Origin of the sequence: Alcanivorax sp. NBRC 102024 (genome assembly GCF_001602235.1) — a bacterium.
Taxonomy (GTDB): domain Bacteria; phylum Pseudomonadota; class Gammaproteobacteria; order Pseudomonadales; family Alcanivoracaceae; genus Alcanivorax.
Window position 1 is genome coordinate 723264 of the sequence record NZ_BDAS01000001.1, and the last position, 18125, is coordinate 741388.

Annotated in this window: 19 protein-coding genes; 5 read left to right on the forward strand and 14 right to left on the reverse strand. The window is 59.8% G+C overall.

Translation table 11 applies throughout. From position 1 onward, the window contains the following. Nucleotides 1-7: 7 nt before the first annotated feature. Both A0251_RS03440 and A0251_RS03445 read right to left on the reverse strand, forming a co-directional pair. Nucleotides 8-268, reverse strand: a complete 261-nt coding sequence (locus tag A0251_RS03440; protein WP_062815410.1) for a hypothetical protein — start codon at nucleotides 266-268, stop codon at nucleotides 8-10. Nucleotides 269-332: 64 nt separating this feature from the next. After that, nucleotides 333-1088 carry an SDR family oxidoreductase gene (locus tag A0251_RS03445; protein WP_035246190.1) on the reverse strand — a complete coding sequence of 252 codons (756 nt, stop codon included), beginning with the start codon at nucleotides 1086-1088 and terminating at the stop codon, nucleotides 333-335. A gap of 116 nt (nucleotides 1089-1204) precedes the next feature. Between A0251_RS03445 and A0251_RS03450 the strand changes: the two genes are divergently transcribed. Beyond that, complete coding sequence (locus A0251_RS03450) at nucleotides 1205-2113, forward strand: LysR family transcriptional regulator (RefSeq protein ID WP_062815411.1); 909 nt, start codon at nucleotides 1205-1207, stop codon at nucleotides 2111-2113. Nucleotides 2114-2144: 31 nt separating this feature from the next. On the opposite strand, the gene A0251_RS03455 is transcribed toward A0251_RS03450, so the two are convergent. From A0251_RS03455 to yrfG, 8 genes are all read right to left on the reverse strand, one after another. Further along, nucleotides 2145-3350, reverse strand: a complete 1206-nt coding sequence (locus tag A0251_RS03455) for a lytic murein transglycosylase (protein ID WP_062815412.1) — start codon at nucleotides 3348-3350, stop codon at nucleotides 2145-2147. Between the two features lie 96 nt (nucleotides 3351-3446). Next, nucleotides 3447-3845, reverse strand: a complete 399-nt coding sequence (locus A0251_RS03460) for a 3D domain-containing protein (protein ID WP_156478228.1) — start codon at nucleotides 3843-3845, stop codon at nucleotides 3447-3449. 67 nt (nucleotides 3846-3912) lie between these two features. Further along, nucleotides 3913-4821: a YihY/virulence factor BrkB family protein gene (locus A0251_RS03465; RefSeq protein WP_062815413.1), complete on the reverse strand. Its 909-nt coding sequence runs from the start codon at nucleotides 4819-4821 to the stop codon at nucleotides 3913-3915. A 244-nt stretch (nucleotides 4822-5065) separates the two neighbouring features. Further along, a complete protein-coding gene (locus A0251_RS03470; RefSeq protein WP_062815414.1) occupies nucleotides 5066-6358 on the reverse strand; it encodes an NAD(P)/FAD-dependent oxidoreductase in 1293 nt (430 codons plus the stop codon). 307 nt (nucleotides 6359-6665) lie between these two features. Then, the gene (locus tag A0251_RS03475) at nucleotides 6666-8210 is read right to left on the reverse strand and encodes a phosphoenolpyruvate carboxykinase (RefSeq protein ID WP_062815415.1); all 1545 of its coding nucleotides are present in this window, start codon (nucleotides 8208-8210) and stop codon (nucleotides 6666-6668) included. A 373-nt stretch (nucleotides 8211-8583) separates the two neighbouring features. After that, entirely contained in the window at nucleotides 8584-9438 is an 855-nt protein-coding gene (hslO, locus tag A0251_RS03480; protein WP_062815416.1) for an Hsp33 family molecular chaperone HslO, read from the reverse strand. A 64-nt stretch (nucleotides 9439-9502) separates the two neighbouring features. Continuing rightward, the gene (locus tag A0251_RS03485) at nucleotides 9503-9892 is read right to left on the reverse strand and encodes an RNA-binding S4 domain-containing protein (RefSeq protein ID WP_062815417.1); all 390 of its coding nucleotides are present in this window, start codon (nucleotides 9890-9892) and stop codon (nucleotides 9503-9505) included. A gap of 10 nt (nucleotides 9893-9902) precedes the next feature. Then, nucleotides 9903-10556, reverse strand: a complete 654-nt coding sequence (gene yrfG / locus A0251_RS03490; protein WP_062815418.1) for a GMP/IMP nucleotidase — start codon at nucleotides 10554-10556, stop codon at nucleotides 9903-9905. Between the two features lie 72 nt (nucleotides 10557-10628). Here yrfG and nudE point away from each other — a divergent pair, with 72 nt between their 5' ends. From nudE to A0251_RS03505, 3 genes are all read left to right on the forward strand, one after another. Then, nucleotides 10629-11174, forward strand: a complete 546-nt coding sequence (nudE, locus tag A0251_RS03495) for an ADP compounds hydrolase NudE (RefSeq protein ID WP_062815506.1) — start codon at nucleotides 10629-10631, stop codon at nucleotides 11172-11174. Between the two features lie 187 nt (nucleotides 11175-11361). Continuing rightward, the gene (gene cysQ / locus A0251_RS03500; protein WP_062815419.1) at nucleotides 11362-12177 is read left to right on the forward strand and encodes a 3'(2'),5'-bisphosphate nucleotidase CysQ; all 816 of its coding nucleotides are present in this window, start codon (nucleotides 11362-11364) and stop codon (nucleotides 12175-12177) included. 235 nt (nucleotides 12178-12412) lie between these two features. Continuing rightward, entirely contained in the window at nucleotides 12413-13297 is an 885-nt protein-coding gene (locus A0251_RS03505) for an alpha/beta hydrolase (protein WP_062815420.1), read from the forward strand. Between the two features lie 159 nt (nucleotides 13298-13456). Here A0251_RS03505 and A0251_RS03510 read toward each other — a convergent pair whose 3' ends face one another. Beyond that, nucleotides 13457-13699, reverse strand: a complete 243-nt coding sequence (locus A0251_RS03510) for a hypothetical protein (RefSeq protein WP_156478229.1) — start codon at nucleotides 13697-13699, stop codon at nucleotides 13457-13459. 437 nt (nucleotides 13700-14136) lie between these two features. Here A0251_RS03510 and A0251_RS03515 point away from each other — a divergent pair, with 437 nt between their 5' ends. Then, a complete protein-coding gene (locus A0251_RS03515; protein ID WP_062815422.1) occupies nucleotides 14137-15636 on the forward strand; it encodes an NAD(P)/FAD-dependent oxidoreductase in 1500 nt (499 codons plus the stop codon). A 145-nt stretch (nucleotides 15637-15781) separates the two neighbouring features. Here A0251_RS03515 and A0251_RS03520 read toward each other — a convergent pair whose 3' ends face one another. The 3 genes from A0251_RS03520 to A0251_RS03530 form a co-directional block, all read right to left on the reverse strand. Continuing rightward, nucleotides 15782-16747 (reverse strand): nitronate monooxygenase family protein, encoded by a 966-nt coding sequence (locus tag A0251_RS03520; RefSeq protein ID WP_062815423.1) that lies wholly within the window; start codon nucleotides 16745-16747, stop codon nucleotides 15782-15784. A gap of 119 nt (nucleotides 16748-16866) precedes the next feature. After that, a complete protein-coding gene (locus tag A0251_RS03525) occupies nucleotides 16867-17349 on the reverse strand; it encodes a DUF4282 domain-containing protein (protein ID WP_062815424.1) in 483 nt (160 codons plus the stop codon). Between the two features lie 102 nt (nucleotides 17350-17451). Continuing rightward, entirely contained in the window at nucleotides 17452-17919 is a 468-nt protein-coding gene (locus A0251_RS03530) for a DUF4282 domain-containing protein (protein ID WP_062815425.1), read from the reverse strand. Nucleotides 17920-18125: the final 206 nt, after the last annotated feature.

Here is an 18125-nt window from a genome sequence, read left to right on the forward strand (position 1 = left end):
AACATCGTCACTGGCGCTGGCGTTTATGGCTCACCATCCAGGCCAGCGCAACAGGCAGCAGAAAGACCACAAAGAAAATTGGTAACTCAGCCATAAAGGAATACCCGGCGTGGACAATGCCGACGGTCATATTGATGGCCGAAGCGATAAACCAGAGCAGGGCGAAGACGGCGAGCAGGTGGTGTTGCAACCAGGGGATCAGGCGGGCGGTCAGCGCCAGTACGGCGAACAACAACAGCCCTCCGAGAATGACAGTCAGCGTATGCATGGGCGGCTCCCAGTCGAAAGCGCGGCAGGCACGTTATGTGCCCGCCTTGAGTGTGTCGCTGGCACTAGCGGGTAGTGTAGCCGCCATTGGGGAAAATTGTCTGGCCGGTGATCCACCAACCTTCCGTGGCCAGGAATTTGATGATGGGGGCGATGTCCTCGATTTTGGTCAGGTCCCCGTTCATGGCCTGTGACTTGTGGTAGGCCACCCGTTCCGGGGTTTCCTGTCCGTAAAAGAAGGGGGTGTCCATGGGGCCGGGGGCCACCGCGGAGACCGAGATACCACGCCCACCGAATTCCTTGGCGGCGGCACGGGTGAAGTGCTCTACCGGTGACTTGCCGCCGGCATAGGTGGAGTAGCCATCGGTAAAGGCGGCCAGCAGAGAGGTGAGTACAGTGACGATCTTGCCATTATCGTTCAGGTGTTTGCCCGCTTCCTTGATGAAGAAATAGGCGGACTTGGCATTGATGTCGAACATGGAGTCGTATTCTTCTTCACTGGTTTCCACGATCGGTTTGCGCAACACCTTGCCCACGGTATTGATGGCCACATCGATGCCGCCGAACTTGTCCTTGGCTTCCAGAAACAGTGCTTCCACGTTGGCCGGCCGGGTCAGATCGCCCTGGGTCATGTAGGCCTCGCCACCCAGGTCTTTCACCGCCTTGACCGTGTCTTCTGCATCGGCGCGGCTGGCATCGCTGTTGTAATGCACCACGACCTTGGCGCCTTCGCGACCGATTTGCCGGCTCAACAGGCCGCCCAGGTTCTTGGCGCCGCCAGCAATCAACACTACCTTGTCCTTGAATCCGTAATCCGTAATCCGTCATCAGTCTTGCTCCTGCTCGTTAAGGTGTCGACATTGTCGGCAGGCTTGGCGTGGGCATAAACCGGTGTAAGCTGACAGCATATGTCGAAAATAACGAACAATGGAAAAGCATGGACCGTCTCGAAAGAATGCATATCTTTGTCCGGGTGGTGGATTGCCTGAGCTTTACCCGGGCGGCGGAGAGCCTGGAAATCCCCCGTTCCACCGTGTCCACGGCCATCAAGGAACTGGAGGCCGAGATGGGGGCGCGTCTGCTGAACCGCACCACCCGGGCCATCAAGGTTACCGAGGAGGGCCATTTTCTCTATCAGAAGGGCGTGACATTGTTGCAGGATTATGAACAGTTGCAGGGGGCATTCGTGGCCAATGATCGCCGCCCCCAAGGCAAGCTGCGCATCAATGTGCCCGGGCGTCTGGGGCGACGGATTCTGGCGCCGGCGTTGCCGGATTTCCTGAATCGTTACCCGGATATTGATATCCAGATGGGGGTCACCGACCGCGCTGTGGATCTGGTGAGCGAGGGCGTGGATTGCGTGATTCGGGTGGGGGAGCTGACAGACAGCAACCTGATTGCCCGGCCGCTGGGAAGCTTGCCGCTGTGCAATTGCGCCAGCCCGGCCTATCTGGCCCGGTATGGCCGACCGGCCACCCCAAAGGATCTGTCATCCCACCCCATTGTGGCGTTTGTGTCGTCGATGACCGGCAGGGTGGAAAGCTGGGAATACCGTCAGGGCGACCGGCTGGAGAGTGTGCCGCTGCCGTCCCGTGTCACGGTGAATACCGCAGAAGCACTGATCGCCTGTGCCCTGGCAGGGCTGGGGATGATACAGGTGCCCCACTATGACGTGCGCCATCATCTGGACTCTGGCCGCCTGGTCAGCGTGCTGCCGGACGCCGTGCCGCCACCCATGCCCATCACCCTGTTGTATCCGCACCGGGAACATATGACCCGACGCCTTGAAGCCTTTATTGACTGGGTCGTGCCGGTGCTCAAAGACAAGGTGCTGGGGATGGCGTAGTCAGGCTTGGCGAACTCCGGCATCCCCCGGCTTATTCCCCTGAGGGTCCAGGGTAGACGCCGATGCGAGTCAGCACCTCTTCCCCCGGGAAACCATCGGCCACCAGATCATTGGCCTGTTGGTAGCGGGCGATGGCCTTGCGGGTGCCGGGGCCCATCAGGCCATCTTCTTCGCCGGCGTCAAAGCCCTGTTCGTTGAGGATGCGCTGCAGGCGGGTGACCTGCCCCCGGTCGAGGCGTGGCGCCTGCGGGGGTGCCTGTGACAGGGGGCCGGCGCCGGCGATGCGGTCCGCCAGGCGGCCCACCGCGATGGCGTAGGACTCGGAGCGGTTCCAGCCCATGATCACCCGGAAGTTGTGGTAGGCCAGAAAGGCCGGCCCCTGGTGGCCCGCGGGTACGATCACCGCCGCTTCCATTTCTGCAGACGGCAGGGGCTGGCCATTGGGCAGGGTCAGGCCCAGCTCTGCCCAGTCGGCGAGGGGGCGTTTGTTGCCGAAGCCGGTGAGCTGGTAGTCGAAGCCTTTGGGCAGCCGGACTTCCCGGCCCCAGCGTGCTTCTCGTTCCCAGCCCAGTGCCTGCAGGAAATGCGCGCCGGAGGCGAGGGCGTCCTCGGTGCTGCCCCACAGATCCCGGCGACCATCGCCATCGTGATCCTGGGCGTGTTTGAGAAACACGGCCGGCATGAATTGTGTCTGGCCCATGGCGCCGGCCCAGGAGCCTTTCATCTGCGAAGCATCCACATCACCGGCCTGCAGAATGCGCAGGGCATTGAACAGCTCGCCCTGAAAATAGTCTCCGCGACGGCCTTCGCAGGTCAGTGTCGCCAGGGCATCAAGGGTGGGGATATTGCCCAGGTAGCCGCCATAGTTGGTTTCCAGCCCCCAGAAGGCCACCAGGTAATGGCCGGGGATGCCATATTCCCGGGTCAGGGTGTCGAGCAATGGACGATGGCGGCGGTATTTCTCGCGACCTTTTTCGATCCGTTGCTCGCTGACGCGACGGGTAAAGTAGTCGGCAAAACTGCTGGTGAATTCCGGCTGGCTGCGATCCAGTTCCACCACTTTTTCATTCAGCTTCACATCATCCAGGTGCTGGCTGATCACCTGGGCCGGTAGCCCGGCTTCCAGTCCGGCCTGGCGCAGTTTGCTGATACACATGGCGAAACTTTCCTGATCCAGTGCCAGGGCGGGATGGCTGAAAAACAGGAACAGGGAAATCAGGAAAAAACGGGTGGCCATGGAAACTCCGAAACCGAGGCAGGAACATCAATATCAGGCAGTTTACGACGGCCCTGCCGGGGTTTCATCGGGAGAATTGCAAAATTGCCGCCGGGTTCAGGGGGTTTCCTCCGGGGCCTCCCAGTGAATGGTCACGGTCTGTTTGCCCCACTCCCGGGCGTCGGCCCGATCGGCCATGAGAATGTCGATTTTGTCGGTCCAGCGTTTGTTCATCTTGTCGAGTACCACATAGGTGCCCAGGCCTTCCACTTCCACCTCGGTGCGATGGGTAAGGCCCTTGGGAATAAGATCACGGGATACGGCGATGGCCTTCATACCGGGTTCCAGTTGATCGCCCCAGGCCGCAAGGCCAACATTGCCTTTCTTGGTTTCCGCTTCCGACAGGGTGTACGCAGTGGCCGTGACTTCCTGGCTCATGGTGTTGTCGCTGCAGCCGCCCGCCAGGAAACCGAGCAGACTGATGCCGAGTACGGGAAAAAAGCGTGTTTTTATCATGGGATCCCCTTTCCAGATTGACACCTTACCGTGTCAATCCGGCTGTGAAGGGGGCATGAAAATGATGTTAGGCGGGCGTTTCGTGTATTTCCCGGCGGACCCGTACGGCGGTGGAGCGGGCACGGATAATCCGCCCCCGGGCTTCACTGTGGGCGCGACTGAAGGCGGCGCCGAGCAGCAGGATCATGGAGGAGTAGTACACCCACATGAGCAGGATCACCAGCGAACCGGCGGCCCCATAGGTGGAGGCGGTGGCGGTGTGGGAAAGATAAAAGCCGATCAGGGCACGGCCAATGGCAAACAGCACGGCGGTCATCAGCGCGGCAGGGGCCACGTCTTTCCAGCTCAGTACCACATCCGGTAGCAGGCGAAAGATCATCCCGAACAACAGGGCAATAACGGTAATGGAGACCATGACCTCCAGTCCCAGGGCCACGCTGGCATGGAAGGGAATCCAGTTTTCCGCGTAGACCATCAGGGTCTGTACGGCCACGTTGAGAAGCAGGGATACCAGCAACACAAAGCCCAGTGATACCACCACGGTCAGTGACAGCAAGCGGCTCTTTATCAGGGCCACCACGGTATTGCGCGAGGGCCGTGGCACCACTTCCCAGATGGCATTCATGGAGCGTTGCATCTGGGCGAACACGGTGGTGGCACCGATAATCATCACCGTCAGACTGAGGAGCCCGGCCAGAATCCCCTGGCTGGGGGCCCGGGTATTCATGATGGCATTGCGGATTTCTTCGGTGGCGGCGGGGCCGACGGTGGCTTCCAGCTGGCCGAGAATTTCCGCCATGGCGGCTTCGCTGCTCATTACCAGGGAAATCACTTTCACCGCCAGGATGATGACAGGGGCAATGGAGAACAGGGTAAAGAACGCCAACGACCCGGCATAGCTGGCAGCGTTGGCTTCCAGCCACAGGCGCAGGGTGTTTTTGAGAATGCCGAACCAGTAGAGAAAGGTGTCTTTCATCGTTGCCACCGTCGTCCATGGGGTAGCAGGGAGTGTATCGGTTGCGGTGGTCGCTAACTACCGGTGTCTCTACGCCGCACCTGTAGGAGCGCCTCTTGAGGCGCGAATCCGAGCCTAAGCGAAGGAGCACTTCCAGAAAGCAACAATCCCTTCTGGAGCGATTGGCCGCTATGCTGACTCTTCCGCGTTCACACGCGGGTTCGCGCCTCAAGAGGCGCTCCTACAGGTGCTACGTAGTGTTGCCTTAATGCAGCTTCAACCTCGGCCGTACCAGCTTGTTGAAACGCCCGGCGATCAGCAGCATGATCGTTCGCGGCCAGCCATACAGGGCGGCCTGGTGCATGCGATACAGGCTGATGTACATCATCCGCGCCAGCCAGCCTTCCACAAAGAAGTTGCCGCCTTTCAGGTTGCCCATCAGCATGCCCACGGAGCTGTAATTGGACAGCGAAACCAGCGAGCCATGGTCCTTGTACTGGAACGGTCGGGGTTCGCGTTTCATGATCAGCTGCTGAAGACTGCGGGCAGTGTGCTGGGCCATCTGCTGGGCGGACTGGGCCCGTGGCGGGATGGGCCGCTCTTCCCCTTCCGGGATCAGGAACGCCGCATCGCCGATGATGAAGATATTCTTGTGGCCCTTGGCCTGCAGGGTTGGCTCCACTTCCACCTGATTGATGCGATTGGTGGTCAGGCCTTCAATCTGGCCCAGCCAGTCCGGGCATTTCACCCCGGCCGCCCATACCAGCAGGTCCGCCTTGATGGGGTCGCCTTCCTTGGGCACCAGGGCGTCGGGGGTGGCTTCGGCCACCATGACGCCGGTGCGTACCTTGACACCCAGGGACTCCAGACGCTGGGTGGCGGTGGCGGACACCCGCTCGCTGAGCACCGGCAGAATCCGCGGTGCCGCTTCAATCACGTCCACCTGCAGGTGTTTGCGATCCAGTTTTTCGTGGCCGTAGAAGTTGAGCATGGACACCGCATGGTGTAGTTCTGCGGCCAGCTCCACGCCGGTGGCACCGCCACCCACAATGGCCACGGATACCGGCTTGCCCTCGTAGTTGGCATGCAGGCAGGCATTCAGGAAGCGCTCGCGAAAACGCTCCGCCTGGGCCCGGCTGTCCATGAACAGGCAATTTTCGCGCACCCCGGGGGTGCCGAAATCGTTGCTCTGACTGCCAGTGGCCAGCACCAGATAATCGTAGGGCAGTTGCCGTTCCGGCAGGACTTCCGAGCCGTGGTTGTCATGGAGGGGGGCCAGCGTCAGGGTCTGGGCCTGCACGTCCACCCGGGTCATGGTGCCCGGCTCGAAGCGATAATGGTTCAGCTGGGCGTGGGCGCGGTAGTCCACCGCATCCAGGTCCGCATCGATGGCGCCGGTGGCCACTTCGTGAAAACGCGGTTTCCAGACATGGATGCTGGAGGAATCCACCAGGGTTACGTCCGCGTGGCCGTATTTGCCGAGCTTGCGGCCCAGGCGGGTCACCAGGGGCAGGCCGCCGGCGCCACCGCCGACGACAACAATTCTGGGTTTGCTCATTGGGGCTCCTGTTGGGCTAACCCATTGGGGTTGCCAGTCAATCATATCCACCTTGGCGGTGAACAGGTCCGGGTTAAAGGAGTCACGGAGTGCCGCTTGCGGACTCAGTGGCTCATCAATGAGGCAGAGCCCTTGTGGGGCAGGGAACGATGACGGCTGTCATGGCTCCGGAGGTGCAGTCTAGCCTTTGTGGTAAACAAGTCCAGACCAGGTGTTTCCTTTTTGCCTTCCCGGGTGGGCGGGTCTGCCCACCGGGCGGCAATGAAAAAGCCCGCCGGTGGCGGGCTTTTTCAGTGATCCTTGCGGATCAGGCCTTGGGGCCAGCGGCGCGGATCTCGTCGGACACGTCCGCATACTTCTCGGCAAAGTTCTTCTCGAACTGTTCCGCCAGATCGCGGGCGCGGGCCTCGTAGTTTTCCGGGTTGGCCCAGGTGTTCTTGGGCTGCAGCAGCTTGTTGTCCACCCCGGGAACGTTCTTGGGCACGTCCAGGTTGATGATGTCCAGATGCTCGGTTTCCGCATTGTCCAGCTCACCGGACAGGATCGCGTTCACGACGCCACGGGTGGTGGGGATGCTGAAACGCTCACCTTCGCCGTAGGGGCCACCGGTCCAGCCGGTGTTCACCAGGTAGACGGTAGAGCCGAATTCTTCCATGCGCTTGATCAGCAGCTCGGCGTACTCGCCGGCACGACGGGGGAAGAAGGGGGCGCCGAAGCAGGTGGAGAAGGTGCTCTTGATGCCGCCACCGGAACCCATTTCGGTGGAGCCCACCAGGGCGGTGTAGCCGCTCAGGAAGTGGTAGGCCGCCGCTTCCTTGGACAGCTTGGACACAGGCGGCAGGACGCCGGTCAGGTCGCAGGTCAGGAAGATGATGTGCTTGGGTTCGCCGGCACGGTTGGCTTCGACTTTCTTGTCGATGTTTTCCAGCGGGTAGGCGGCACGGGTGTTCTGGGTCAGGGACACGTCGGTGTAGTCGGCGGTGCGGGTCTCGTCATTGATGATGACGTTTTCCAGTACCGCGCCGAACTTGATGGCGTCCCAGATCACCGGCTCGTTCTTCTGGCTCAGGTCGATGCACTTGGCGTAGCAGCCGCCTTCGATGTTGAAGACCACGTCCTTGCCCCAGCCGTGCTCGTCGTCACCGATCAGGTAACGGGCGGGGTCGGCGGACAGGGTGGTTTTGCCGGTGCCGGACAGGCCGAAGAACAGGGCCACGTCGCCGTCTTCACCCACGTTGGCGGAGCAGTGCATGGGCAGCACGTCTTTTTCCGGCAGCAGGAAGTTCTGCACGGAGAACATGGCTTTCTTCATTTCACCGGCATAACGCATGCCGGCGATAAGGATCTTGCGCTGGGCGAAGTTGAGGATCACACAGCCGTCGGAGTTGGTACCGTCACGCTCCGGCTCGCACTGGAAGTGCGGGGCGTGCAGGATCTGCCACTCTTCCTTGCTGCGCGGGTTGTACTTCTCCGGGCGGATGAACATGGTGTTGGCGAACAGGTTGTGCCACGCGGTCTGCGCGGTCACTTTTACGGCCAGGTAATGATCGGTATCTGCGCCCACATGCAGGTGGGAAACAAAGGCATCGGCGTCGGCCACGGCAACGCTGACACGATCCCACAGGGCATCGAACTTGTCGGCGGGGAAGGCGCGGTTGATGGCACCCCAGTGGATGTGCTCGCTGGTGCTGGGCTCGTCAACGATGTAGCGGTCCATGGGGGAGCGGCCGGTGCGATGACCGGTTTCCACTACCAGGGCGCCGGTGTCGGACAGGCGGCCTTCGTTGCGCTGAACTGCCAGCTCTACCAGCTGGGCCGGGCTGAGGTCGTTATAAACAATCGGGTCGGTCATGGTCATTCCTGGGCTTGTGGCCGTGCCGTTTCAGCGTGTATGGGCGCCGAAACTCTGGTTCGCATTGCGGATAACAGTGCCGGTCTCGTGCCCGTTACTGCCACCGGGCAAGACCAAAAGGGACCGGGGGATGGAACCTCCAGTCAGCACAGGCGCGCGATTATGCCAGAAAAGGAAATCAGTGGCGATTCCCCCTTGGACCGGGCAGTCACGGCGCGATGGTCAGTGAACAGTTAATAGTTAACAGTGAATAGTTGCGCGGTCTGGCCCCGGGGTTGCCCGAAACGCAAGAGGCCGCGTCCATGGCTCCGGCGCGGCCTCTTGCGTTTCAGCCCCTGAGGGCCTGTTTCGCGTCGCTGTTCACTAATAACTATTAATTGCTTTCCCGGATCATCTCCGCCAGATCCACCGCATCGAAGCGCTCCTGGTTGCGGCAGAAATCGCAGGTCAGGGTCACTTCCCCGTCCTCATCGAGCAGCATCTGCAACTCGTTGCTGCCCAGGGAGATCAGGGCATTCCGGTTGCGGTCCCGGGAGCAGGTGCAGCCGAATTGCAGGGCCTGGGCCTCGGGGAGTTGCGGCGGGGTGTCGTGGAACAGCCGGTGAAGGATGGTCTGGTCGTCCAGGTTGAGCAGCTCTTCCATTTTCAGGGTGCCAGCGAGGGCTTCCAGGTGCTCCCACATCTGCGCGTTGGCGTCGCTGCTGGCCAGCTGGTTGGGCAGTCGCTGCAGCAGCAGGCCGGCGGCCCGGTTGTTGCCGCTGGCCAGCCAAAGACGGGTGGGGAGCTGCTCGGACTGGCGGAAGTAGGCTTCCAGGCACTGGGCCAGGGAGTCACCGGCCAGGGGAACAATGCCCTGGTACTGCTTGCCCTGGTCCGGGGTGATGGTGATCACCATGTTGCCGTCACCGATCAGGGTCTGGATGTCACCCTGGCTCCAGTCCTGGCCGTCACTGTGACGGGCCAGGGCGCGCAGCTCACCCTCATTGGTGCATTCGGCCAGCAGCAGGGATACCGGGCCCTTGCCCTGGGCCTGCAGCGCCAGACGTCCCTTGAATTTCAGGGTGCTGGCCAGCAAGGCCACGGCGGCCACGGCTTCGCCGATCAGCCCCTGTACCGCCAGGGGGTAGTTATGCCCTTCAATAATACGGGTGATACTGCTTTCTACCTGCACCAGTTCGCCGCGGATATCGGAGTCGGGAAAGAGAAAGCGTTGTTTGTGGTCTTGCATGGTTAAGTCCTGACAGCTGTCGGTGCCTTTAATAGTCGCTCTATTAATGGGGGCGCCCTGGCGGTTATTCCAGGTTGTCTCTCTTGAAACGCTGGATATCCCGGCGCTCCTTCTTGCTGGGCTTGTGGTCCGGTGCGGCGGTGGCGGCCCGAGCCAGTTTGCGCTGTTCGCTGCTCTGTTCCCGCCGCTGGCGGCTTTGTTCGGTTTCCTGATAAAGGGTCTGGGCCACGCTGGCGGGGCCGCGTTTGCTGCTCAAGCCTTCGACGATGACCTCGAAATGTTCCGTGCCCTTGGTAATGGCGATGGTCTGTCCGGGCTGCACATTCTTGCTGGGTTTGGCCTTGCTGCCATCGATCTGGATCTTGCCGCCTTCGATAGCGGCCTTGGCCAGGCTGCGGGTCTTGAAGAAACGGGCCGCCCACAGCCAGGAGTCGATGCGAACGCTCTCGCTCATGGCATTCCTCTCAAGGTAAAACCTGCAGAAAATCATCGATGGCCGGGAAGGGGTCGGTGTGATCCCGCTTTGGCAGGCTGGAATCCGGGTGCAGGATACTCACCGGCTGACCGATGCCATAGAGCTGGGCGCTATGCAGTACCGGCAGGGAGTCATCCACCAGCAGGGCACGGGCCGGGTCGAAGGGCAGGTGGCGCTGCAAATGTTGCCAGAACGCCTGGGCTTCCTTGGCATGGCCATAGTCGTGGCTGGAGACGATCTCATCGAAATAGCGGTCGATGCCGGTACGCTCCACCTTTAAATCCAGGGCATCGCGATGGGCATTGGTGACCATGATGACCTGTTTGTCGGACTCCTTCAGGGCCTGCAGAAAGGTGTCTGCGCCGGGGCGGATGGCGATACGGTCACCGGCTTGCCGTTTCAACCGGGCGATTTCCAGGCCCAGTTCCGCGGTCCAGAAGTCCAGGCAGTACCAGTTCAGGGTGCCCAGATGGCTGGTGATCCAGTCGTGGATGATGCGGTCGGCCTCGGCCCGGTCCAGCCCCTGTTGCCGGGCGTAGCACTCGGGCACATGTTTTTGCCAGAACCAGTTGTCGAACTCCAGGTCCAGCAGGGTGCCGTCCATATCCAGTAACACGGTGTCGACAGAATGCCAGTCAATCATGAATTTCCTGCGTATTCGGGTTAGTCTTCGGCCTCTACATGAACCTGCATGCCGCGAGAGCTGTTACCAATTATGGATGAGAAACCGGAGATTCTCGACACCCGACTGGTGGCGAAAAGCCGGCTGTTCGGAATTGAAGAGCTGCACCTGCGTTTTCGCAACGGGGTAGAGCGCACCTATGAACGCCTGCGTACCCCGCCCATTGCCGCCGTGATGATGGTGCCGTTACTGGACGACGACACGGTAGTGATGATCCGTGAATATGGCGCCGGCACGGAAAGTTACGAGCTGACCCTGCCCAAGGGCGCCTACGAACATGGCGAAGACTGGCGGGATGCCGCCAACCGGGAATTAAAGGAAGAAGCCGGTTATGGTGCTCGTCGACTCACCCTGATGAAGGACATGACATTGTCGCCCGGCTATATGGGTCACCGTATCAAGGTGGTGCTGGCGGAAGAGCTGTACGAAGAATCCCTGCCGGGGGACGAACCGGAAGAGCTGGAAGTGCTCACCTGGAAACTGTCGGATCTGGACCGCTTGATCGAGCGGGACGATGTGACAGAAGCCCGGGTGATTGCAGCGCTGCTGATGGCCAAGCGGTTGCTGGAGAAAAGATAGCTACAAGCTTCAAGCTGCAAGCTACAACGCGGTTTAGGGCTTTTCCGTTTCTCGAAGGTCGTGCCCGCGCATCAACAAGGCTCTCAGCGCGGAGCAAGTGCAGCCAGTTTGTTGCCGTGCCAGCCTCGTGTTGCAGCTTGTAGCTTGAGGCTTGTTGCTCCCAATTTTGAACGATAGGAAATCCGAAATGACCGACCTTAATACCCTGCTGGACCCGCTCGCCGAGATTGCCCGTGAAGCGGGTGATGCCATTCTGACGGTGTACGAGCGTGACGACCTGGGGGTGGAAACCAAGGATGACAAGTCGCCGATTACGGAAGCGGATATGGCGGCGCACAAGATCATTGAAGCGCGCCTGCAGGCGCTGACGCCGGAGATTCCGGTGTTCTCTGAAGAATCCGGCGGTATTGCCTATGCCGAGCGCAAGGACTGGCCCCGTTTCTGGCTGGTGGACCCGCTGGATGGCACCAAGGAGTTCATCAAGCGCAACGGCGAGTTCACCGTGAACATTGCCCTGGTGGAAGGGGATACCCCGGTACTGGGTGTGGTGCATGTGCCGGTAACGGCGGTGACCTATCTGGGCGGCCGCGGTGTCGGTGCCTTTAAAGAGGAAAAGGGCGAGCGCAAGCCGATCCAGTGCCGGGCCCGCACCACGCCGGTGGTGATGGTGGCCAGCCGCAGTCACGGCGGGGAAGCGGTGGAAAAACTGGAAGCCTTTATCCGCCAGGAAGTGGGCGAGGTGGAGCGGGCCTCCATGGGATCGTCACTGAAGCTGTGTCTGGTGGCGGAAGGCAGTGCGGACATTTATCCGCGCCTGGCGCCCACCAGCGAATGGGATACGGCCGCCGCCCACGCAGTGGTGACCGCTGCCGGTGGCGTTGTGGTCAATACCGTCTTTGAGCCATTGCAGTACAACAAGGAAGACATTCTCAATCCGCACTTTCTGGTGTTGGGACAGAGCATCGAGGAGTGGCGCTTTATCGCCCCGGCGATCGCCGGGTAAGGGCTGGGATCATTATCGAAATTGCCGGAAACGTCGGGCTTTGTGCCGTGCGGGTGGATGGTGCGATAACCGGAGTATCGAGTGGCGAGAAACGAGTTTCGAAGATCAAATTGCTTAAACCCGGAATGTCAGGGTTTCGCTTCTCGCTTCTCGCAACGGCTTTTCGCGCCGCGAGCGACGCTCCCACAGTGGGTGTGGACAGGTTGGCGATACGGCAAACCAATAAGGAGTTTCCATGAGCACAATGCGTGAACTGCGATTTGTCAGCGATGGCCAGTCCTGTCGCGGGGATCTTTATCTGCCTGAAGGCGACGGTCCCTTCCTGACTGTGGTCATGGGCCACGGTTTTGGTCTTACCAAGGACTGTGGGCTGGCGCCATTCCGGGATGCTTTTTTGAACGCCGGCCATGCGGTGTTTCTGTTCGACTACCGGCACTTCGGTGAGAGTGAGGGCATGCCCCGCCAGGTGTTGTTGCCCAACCGGGAAGTGGCGGACTGGCAGGCGGCGCTGGCCTGTGTGCGTAAGCAAGAGGACGTGGACAACCAGCGTATCGTGTTGTGGGGAACGTCTTTTGCCGGTGGTTTGGTTACGGCCGTGGCGGCCCGGGAGCCGGATGTGGCCGGTATCATTGCCCAGTGTCCGATGATGGATGGTCTGGCCTCGGTGATGGAGGTAATGCGTTATGCGGGGGCAGGGCAGGCCATGAAAATGACGGGCCTGGGCCTCTGGGATGTGGCCAGCAGCATGCTGGGTCTCGGACCGCGCATGTTGCCGTCTGCCGGCAAGCCCGGTGAGTTGGCCGCCATGTCCAGTCATGATGCCTACGACGGCTATACCGCGCTGATGCCGGCGGGGGTTCCCAATGAAGTGGCTGCCCGCATTGGACTGGTTCTGCCCATGTTCCGGCCAGTGACCCAGGCGGCAAAGGTGACTTGCCCGGCGTTGGTGCTGATTTGTGAGACGGACACCGTGGCGCCGGCGTCCGCCGCCGAAAAGGCTGCTGCCGCCATGGCGAACGCGACAGTGAAGCGTTACCCGGTGGGCCATTTCGATATCTATCAGGGTGAGGCCCGGGATATCAGCCTGGCGGATCAGTTGGAATTTCTTCAGGGCCTGTAGGGCAGGCAAGTTGCAAGTTTCAAGTTGCAGCGCGAATTAGTGCCGCTGCTGACCGTAACGCATGAGGCCGCGCCCATTGATTGGAGCGCGGCCTCATGTTTTTAAAATCAAGGATAAGTTTATGGCGCGTTGCAGCTTGAAGCTTGCAACTTGCCACTCTTAAAACGGCAGCAAGGCCACCAGATCCAGCGTCAGTTGATCGGCGGCCACCATGGCGCCGGTGGCAATCATGCTCAGGTTGATGCAGGGCAGGATCAGACCAATGGCGAACAGGTTGACCATGCCGGGCTGGCGGATGCGGCCGCTCCATAGCAGCAGGCTGATAATCACGGCGCAGGAAATCGGTATCCACAGCCAGGTGTGTGAGACGAACATGTCCCCGAAGGCAGTCAGATCAATCATGCCGGTACCCTTATAATTATAGTGTTTCATCCATCCCCATGTGCGCCGTTCCCCTATGGCGCGCAGGCAGTATGCAGAAGTGAGCAGCGCAGCAATGTGTATGACATCACAAATTGGTGATGGCACGATGATATTGGATCTTCCGTACCACTTTATTATGAAAATCGGAGAGTAGAGGCGGTCCCGTCATCGGCATTGCGGTTCTGCCAGCAAACCGGTGTCATGGAAAGTAAACCCGCTGTTTATGCTGCCTGAGCCAGCCCGCCCGTCTCTAGCGGCACTTTTCCCCGTCTCCAGGGCCAATTAACGGCCTGTTTTGGCCTTTTCTCATACCCGCCAGTACGGCTATTCTGTCCGCCAGTTAACCGTGCCATTGATGGATGTCAATGTTTTGCACTGCCAAGACCAGGCAGCCGAAGGGCTGGAGGTAAAAGAAAATGTCTAATAACCACGTTGATGTACTGATTATCGGTGCCGGCCTTTCCGGTATCGGGGCAGCTTGCCATCTGACCCGCAAGAGCCCGAATCGCAGCTATGCCATTCTGGAACGTCGCGAACGCATTGGTGGCACCTGGGACCTGTTCAAGTACCCGGGCATCCGTTCTGATTCCGACATGTTCACCCTGGGCTACAGCTTCCGTCCCTGGACCGATCCCAAGGTGCTGGCGGATGGCCCTTCCATTCGTCAGTACGTGGAAGACACGGCGGACGAATATGACGTCAAGAAGCACATCCGCTTCGGTCGCAAGGTGGTCAAGGCGAACTGGTCCAGTGATGACAATCAATGGGTCGTGGAAACCACCAATGAGAAAACCGGTGAGCAGGAAACCTTTACCGCGAACTTCCTGTTCTCCTGCAGTGGTTATTACAACTACGACGAAGGCTACAAACCGGATTTCCCCGGCGAAAAAGACTTCAAGGGCCAGATTGTTCATCCGCAGCACTGGCCGGAAAATCTGCAGTACAAGGGCAAGAAGGTGGTGGTTATTGGTTCCGGTGCCACCGCGGTAACGCTGGTGCCTGCCATGGCCAAAGAAGGGGCAGAGGTGACCATGCTGCAGCGGTCGCCCACCTATATTGCCACCGTGCCGGAAGTGGACCCGATTTCCGTGGGTATGCGCCGTTTCTTGCCGGATATGCTGGTCTACAAACTGTCCCGTGCCCGGAATATCGGTCTGCAGCGCCTGGTGTACAAGCTGTCCAAGCAGCGTCCCAAACTGGTCCGTCGCGCCTTGCTGGCGGCGGCCAAACGCCAGCTTGGCGATGATGTGGATATGACACATTTCCGCCCCAACTATAACCCCTGGGATCAGCGTCTGTGTGCGGTGCCCAATGGCGACTTGTTCAAGACCGTGCGTCGGGGTGAGGCCGATATCGTTACCGATCATATCGAGCGTTTCACCGAGAACGGTATTCTGCTCAAGTCCGGTCAGGAGCTGGAGGCGGACATCATCATCACCGCCACCGGGCTGAATATTCAGATGCTGGGTGGCGTGGAAGGTACCATCGATGGCAAGGCCGTAGAGCCTCGCGAATCACTGGTCTACAAGGGCATGATGCTGCGTGATGTGCCGAACATGGCGCTGGTATTCGGCTATACCAATTCCTCCTGGACCCTGAAAGCGGATCTGGTTTGCGAGTATGTGTGTCGCCTGCTGAATCACATGGAAAAAATCGGCGCCACAACGGTGATCCCGCGAGACAAGGATAATTGCATTACTGAAGAGAACTTCCTGGGTCTGGAGTCCGGCTATGTCATGCGTGCCGATGATCGTCTGCCACGGCAGGGTTCCAAGCAGCCCTGGATGGTAGTGCAGAACTATCTGGTGGATCTGCCCAAGCTGCGTTACGGCGCCATTGATGATGGTGTGCTGGAGTTCAGCAACTACCAGCCGGTGAAGAAGAAGGGCTTGGTGGCATCCCTGCTTGGGGCGTGATTGACCTTTGCCATTTTCATGCTGAAAGTGGCAAAAGGGTTCCGCCCTTCATAACCTAAAACGCAAGAGGCCGCGCCCGGAACACGGGCGCGGCCTCTTGTGTTTTACCCAACAGCAATACTCATTGCTCAGTGCAACGAACCGGTTATTTCCAGGGCAGCTGATCCATCCGCTGGCGAGCGCTGCTGTACTCCTTTTTGAGTCGTTCAATCAGGTCGCTGGCCGGACCGATCTTCTTGATGGCGCCGATGCCCTGACCACTGCCCCAGATATCCTTCCAGGCCTTGGAGCTGCCATCACCGAAATCCATCTTGGACGGATCGCTCTCCGGCAGGTCGTCCGGATCCAGGCCTGCCGCTTCGATAGAGCTGCGCAGGTAGTTGCCGTGCACCCCGGTGAAGAGGTTGGAATAGATGATGTCACTGGCACTGCTGTCGACGATGGACTGCTTATAACGCTCATCTGCGTTGGCTTCATCGGTGGCGATAAAGGCGGAACCGATATAGGCCAGGTCGGCCCCCATGGCCTGGGCCGCCAGAATGGCATCGCCCTTGGCGATGGAACCGGAGAGCAGCAGTGGGCCGTCAAACCATTCGCGGATTTCCTGTACCAGGGCAAAGGGGGATTGCGTTCCCGCATGACCACCGGCCCCGGCGGCCACGGCGATCAGGCCATCCGCCCCTTTCTCGATGGCTTTTTTGGCGAAGAAATTATTGATGATGTCGTGGAATACCAGGCCGCCATAGCTGTGGATGGCCTCGTTCACGTCTACCCGCGCGCCCAGGGAGGTGATCACGATAGGCACCTTGTACTTCACGCACATTTCCAGATCGTGTTCCAGGCGGTTGTTGGACTTGTGCACGATCTGGTTAACCGCAAACGGTGCCGCCGGTTGATCCGGGTTGGCCTGGTTCCAGGCGTCCAGCTCTTCGGTGATGCGCTTTAGCCAGACTTCCAGCTCTTCCGCGGGCCGGGCATTCAGTGCCGGAAACGAGCCGACGATACCGGCCTTGCACTGGGCAATGACCAGGTCCGGGTTGGAGACAATAAACATGGGTGAGGCAACGGCCGGCAGGCGTAGCCGCTCTTGCAGGGACGCGGGTAGCGACATGGTAACTCCTTGTTCAGGGTGAGGGCGCCATGGCGGGCGCCTGCAGGGAAGAAATTACACATGAAAAGACCGGCAATTGCGATGGTTGGTTGCGACGTTGATGGTGATCTGGAAGTCGTCTAGCGATCGCCCGGTGTTTTCAGAAAAGCCAGCAGCCGGGCGGGAAGGCCTGCGGAACGGAGCAGGGGCCGCACATGCATCAGGTCCTGGTGAATGTCCTGGACATTATCCGTCAGGCGATCCACTTGCCGGGTGATACCGTCCACCCGGTATGACAGATCCCGCACCTGCTCGGGCAGGGCGTCCATGCGCTCAATAATTCGCATAATGCGATGCGCCATGATCAGGTATTCCAGTGCGGCACGCACCACCGCAACAATCACCAGCAGTAGCAGCGGTGAAACCGCCAGGGCGATCAGGCCGATGGGGGTGGATATCCAGAAACAGGCGGCAGCGATTCCGAACACGGCCACGGCCGCCCCTGCCACCAGAAGCAGGTAGAAAAGTGGCAGCAAGCGCATGGTCAGGTAGTGTTCGAAACGCCAATCCGCCAGATTGGGAACGAGTGAGGGTGGCCGTTGTAAGCGCTGGTCAGGTTCCATGATGAATTCCTTTTTTTTGTCATGGAATTCAGTCTAGAACCGATAACGGTTGGCGCAATTACCGCAGCGCCATTGCGCCAGGCTGTACAGAGAGTGCCGTGTTTACTTGTCCCCGTCCTTGCTTTCCCCCTTGCGCAGGGAATCCAGCAGTCGGGCGGGCAAGCCCGCGGATCGCAGCAGGGGACGAAGCTGGATCACGGTGCCATGGATGTCTTCCACCTGGCTGGTAAGCGCCTCTACCCGGCCCTCGACTTTGGCGACCTGGTCGGGAAGCGCTCTCATACTTTCCACGATACTCATGGTGCGATGGGCCATGACCAGATATTCCAGTGCGGCACGGACGATGGCGACAAACACCACAAACAGCAGAGGGGATAGCACGGTGGCGGCAAGCCCAAACCACAAGGAGCTGGAGTAGCTGGCGGCCACCAGAAAACCCACCAGCAGCAGTGCGCCGATAATCATCAGCAGATACAACAGAGGCAGCAGCTGCATGGACAGATAACGATTGAACTGCCAGTCCACCATTTGCAGGATTTTGGATTGGTTCAGTTTTTCCTGGTTGAGCATGGACACCCCCGACGGCCATCAATTTACTTTATTGTTGCCGGCCTCCCAGGCTATTCCTACCCATAGATTGTAATGCTCTGTTATAGATTCCGGCTTGGCAGGCCTGAGATCCGGGGGAAATGCCAGGCAAATCGTGTCCTATCTGCTGACCTAAATCCGAACACGTTTCCCGGTTTTGGCGAGGGAAGACAAATAGTCCCCTCGGA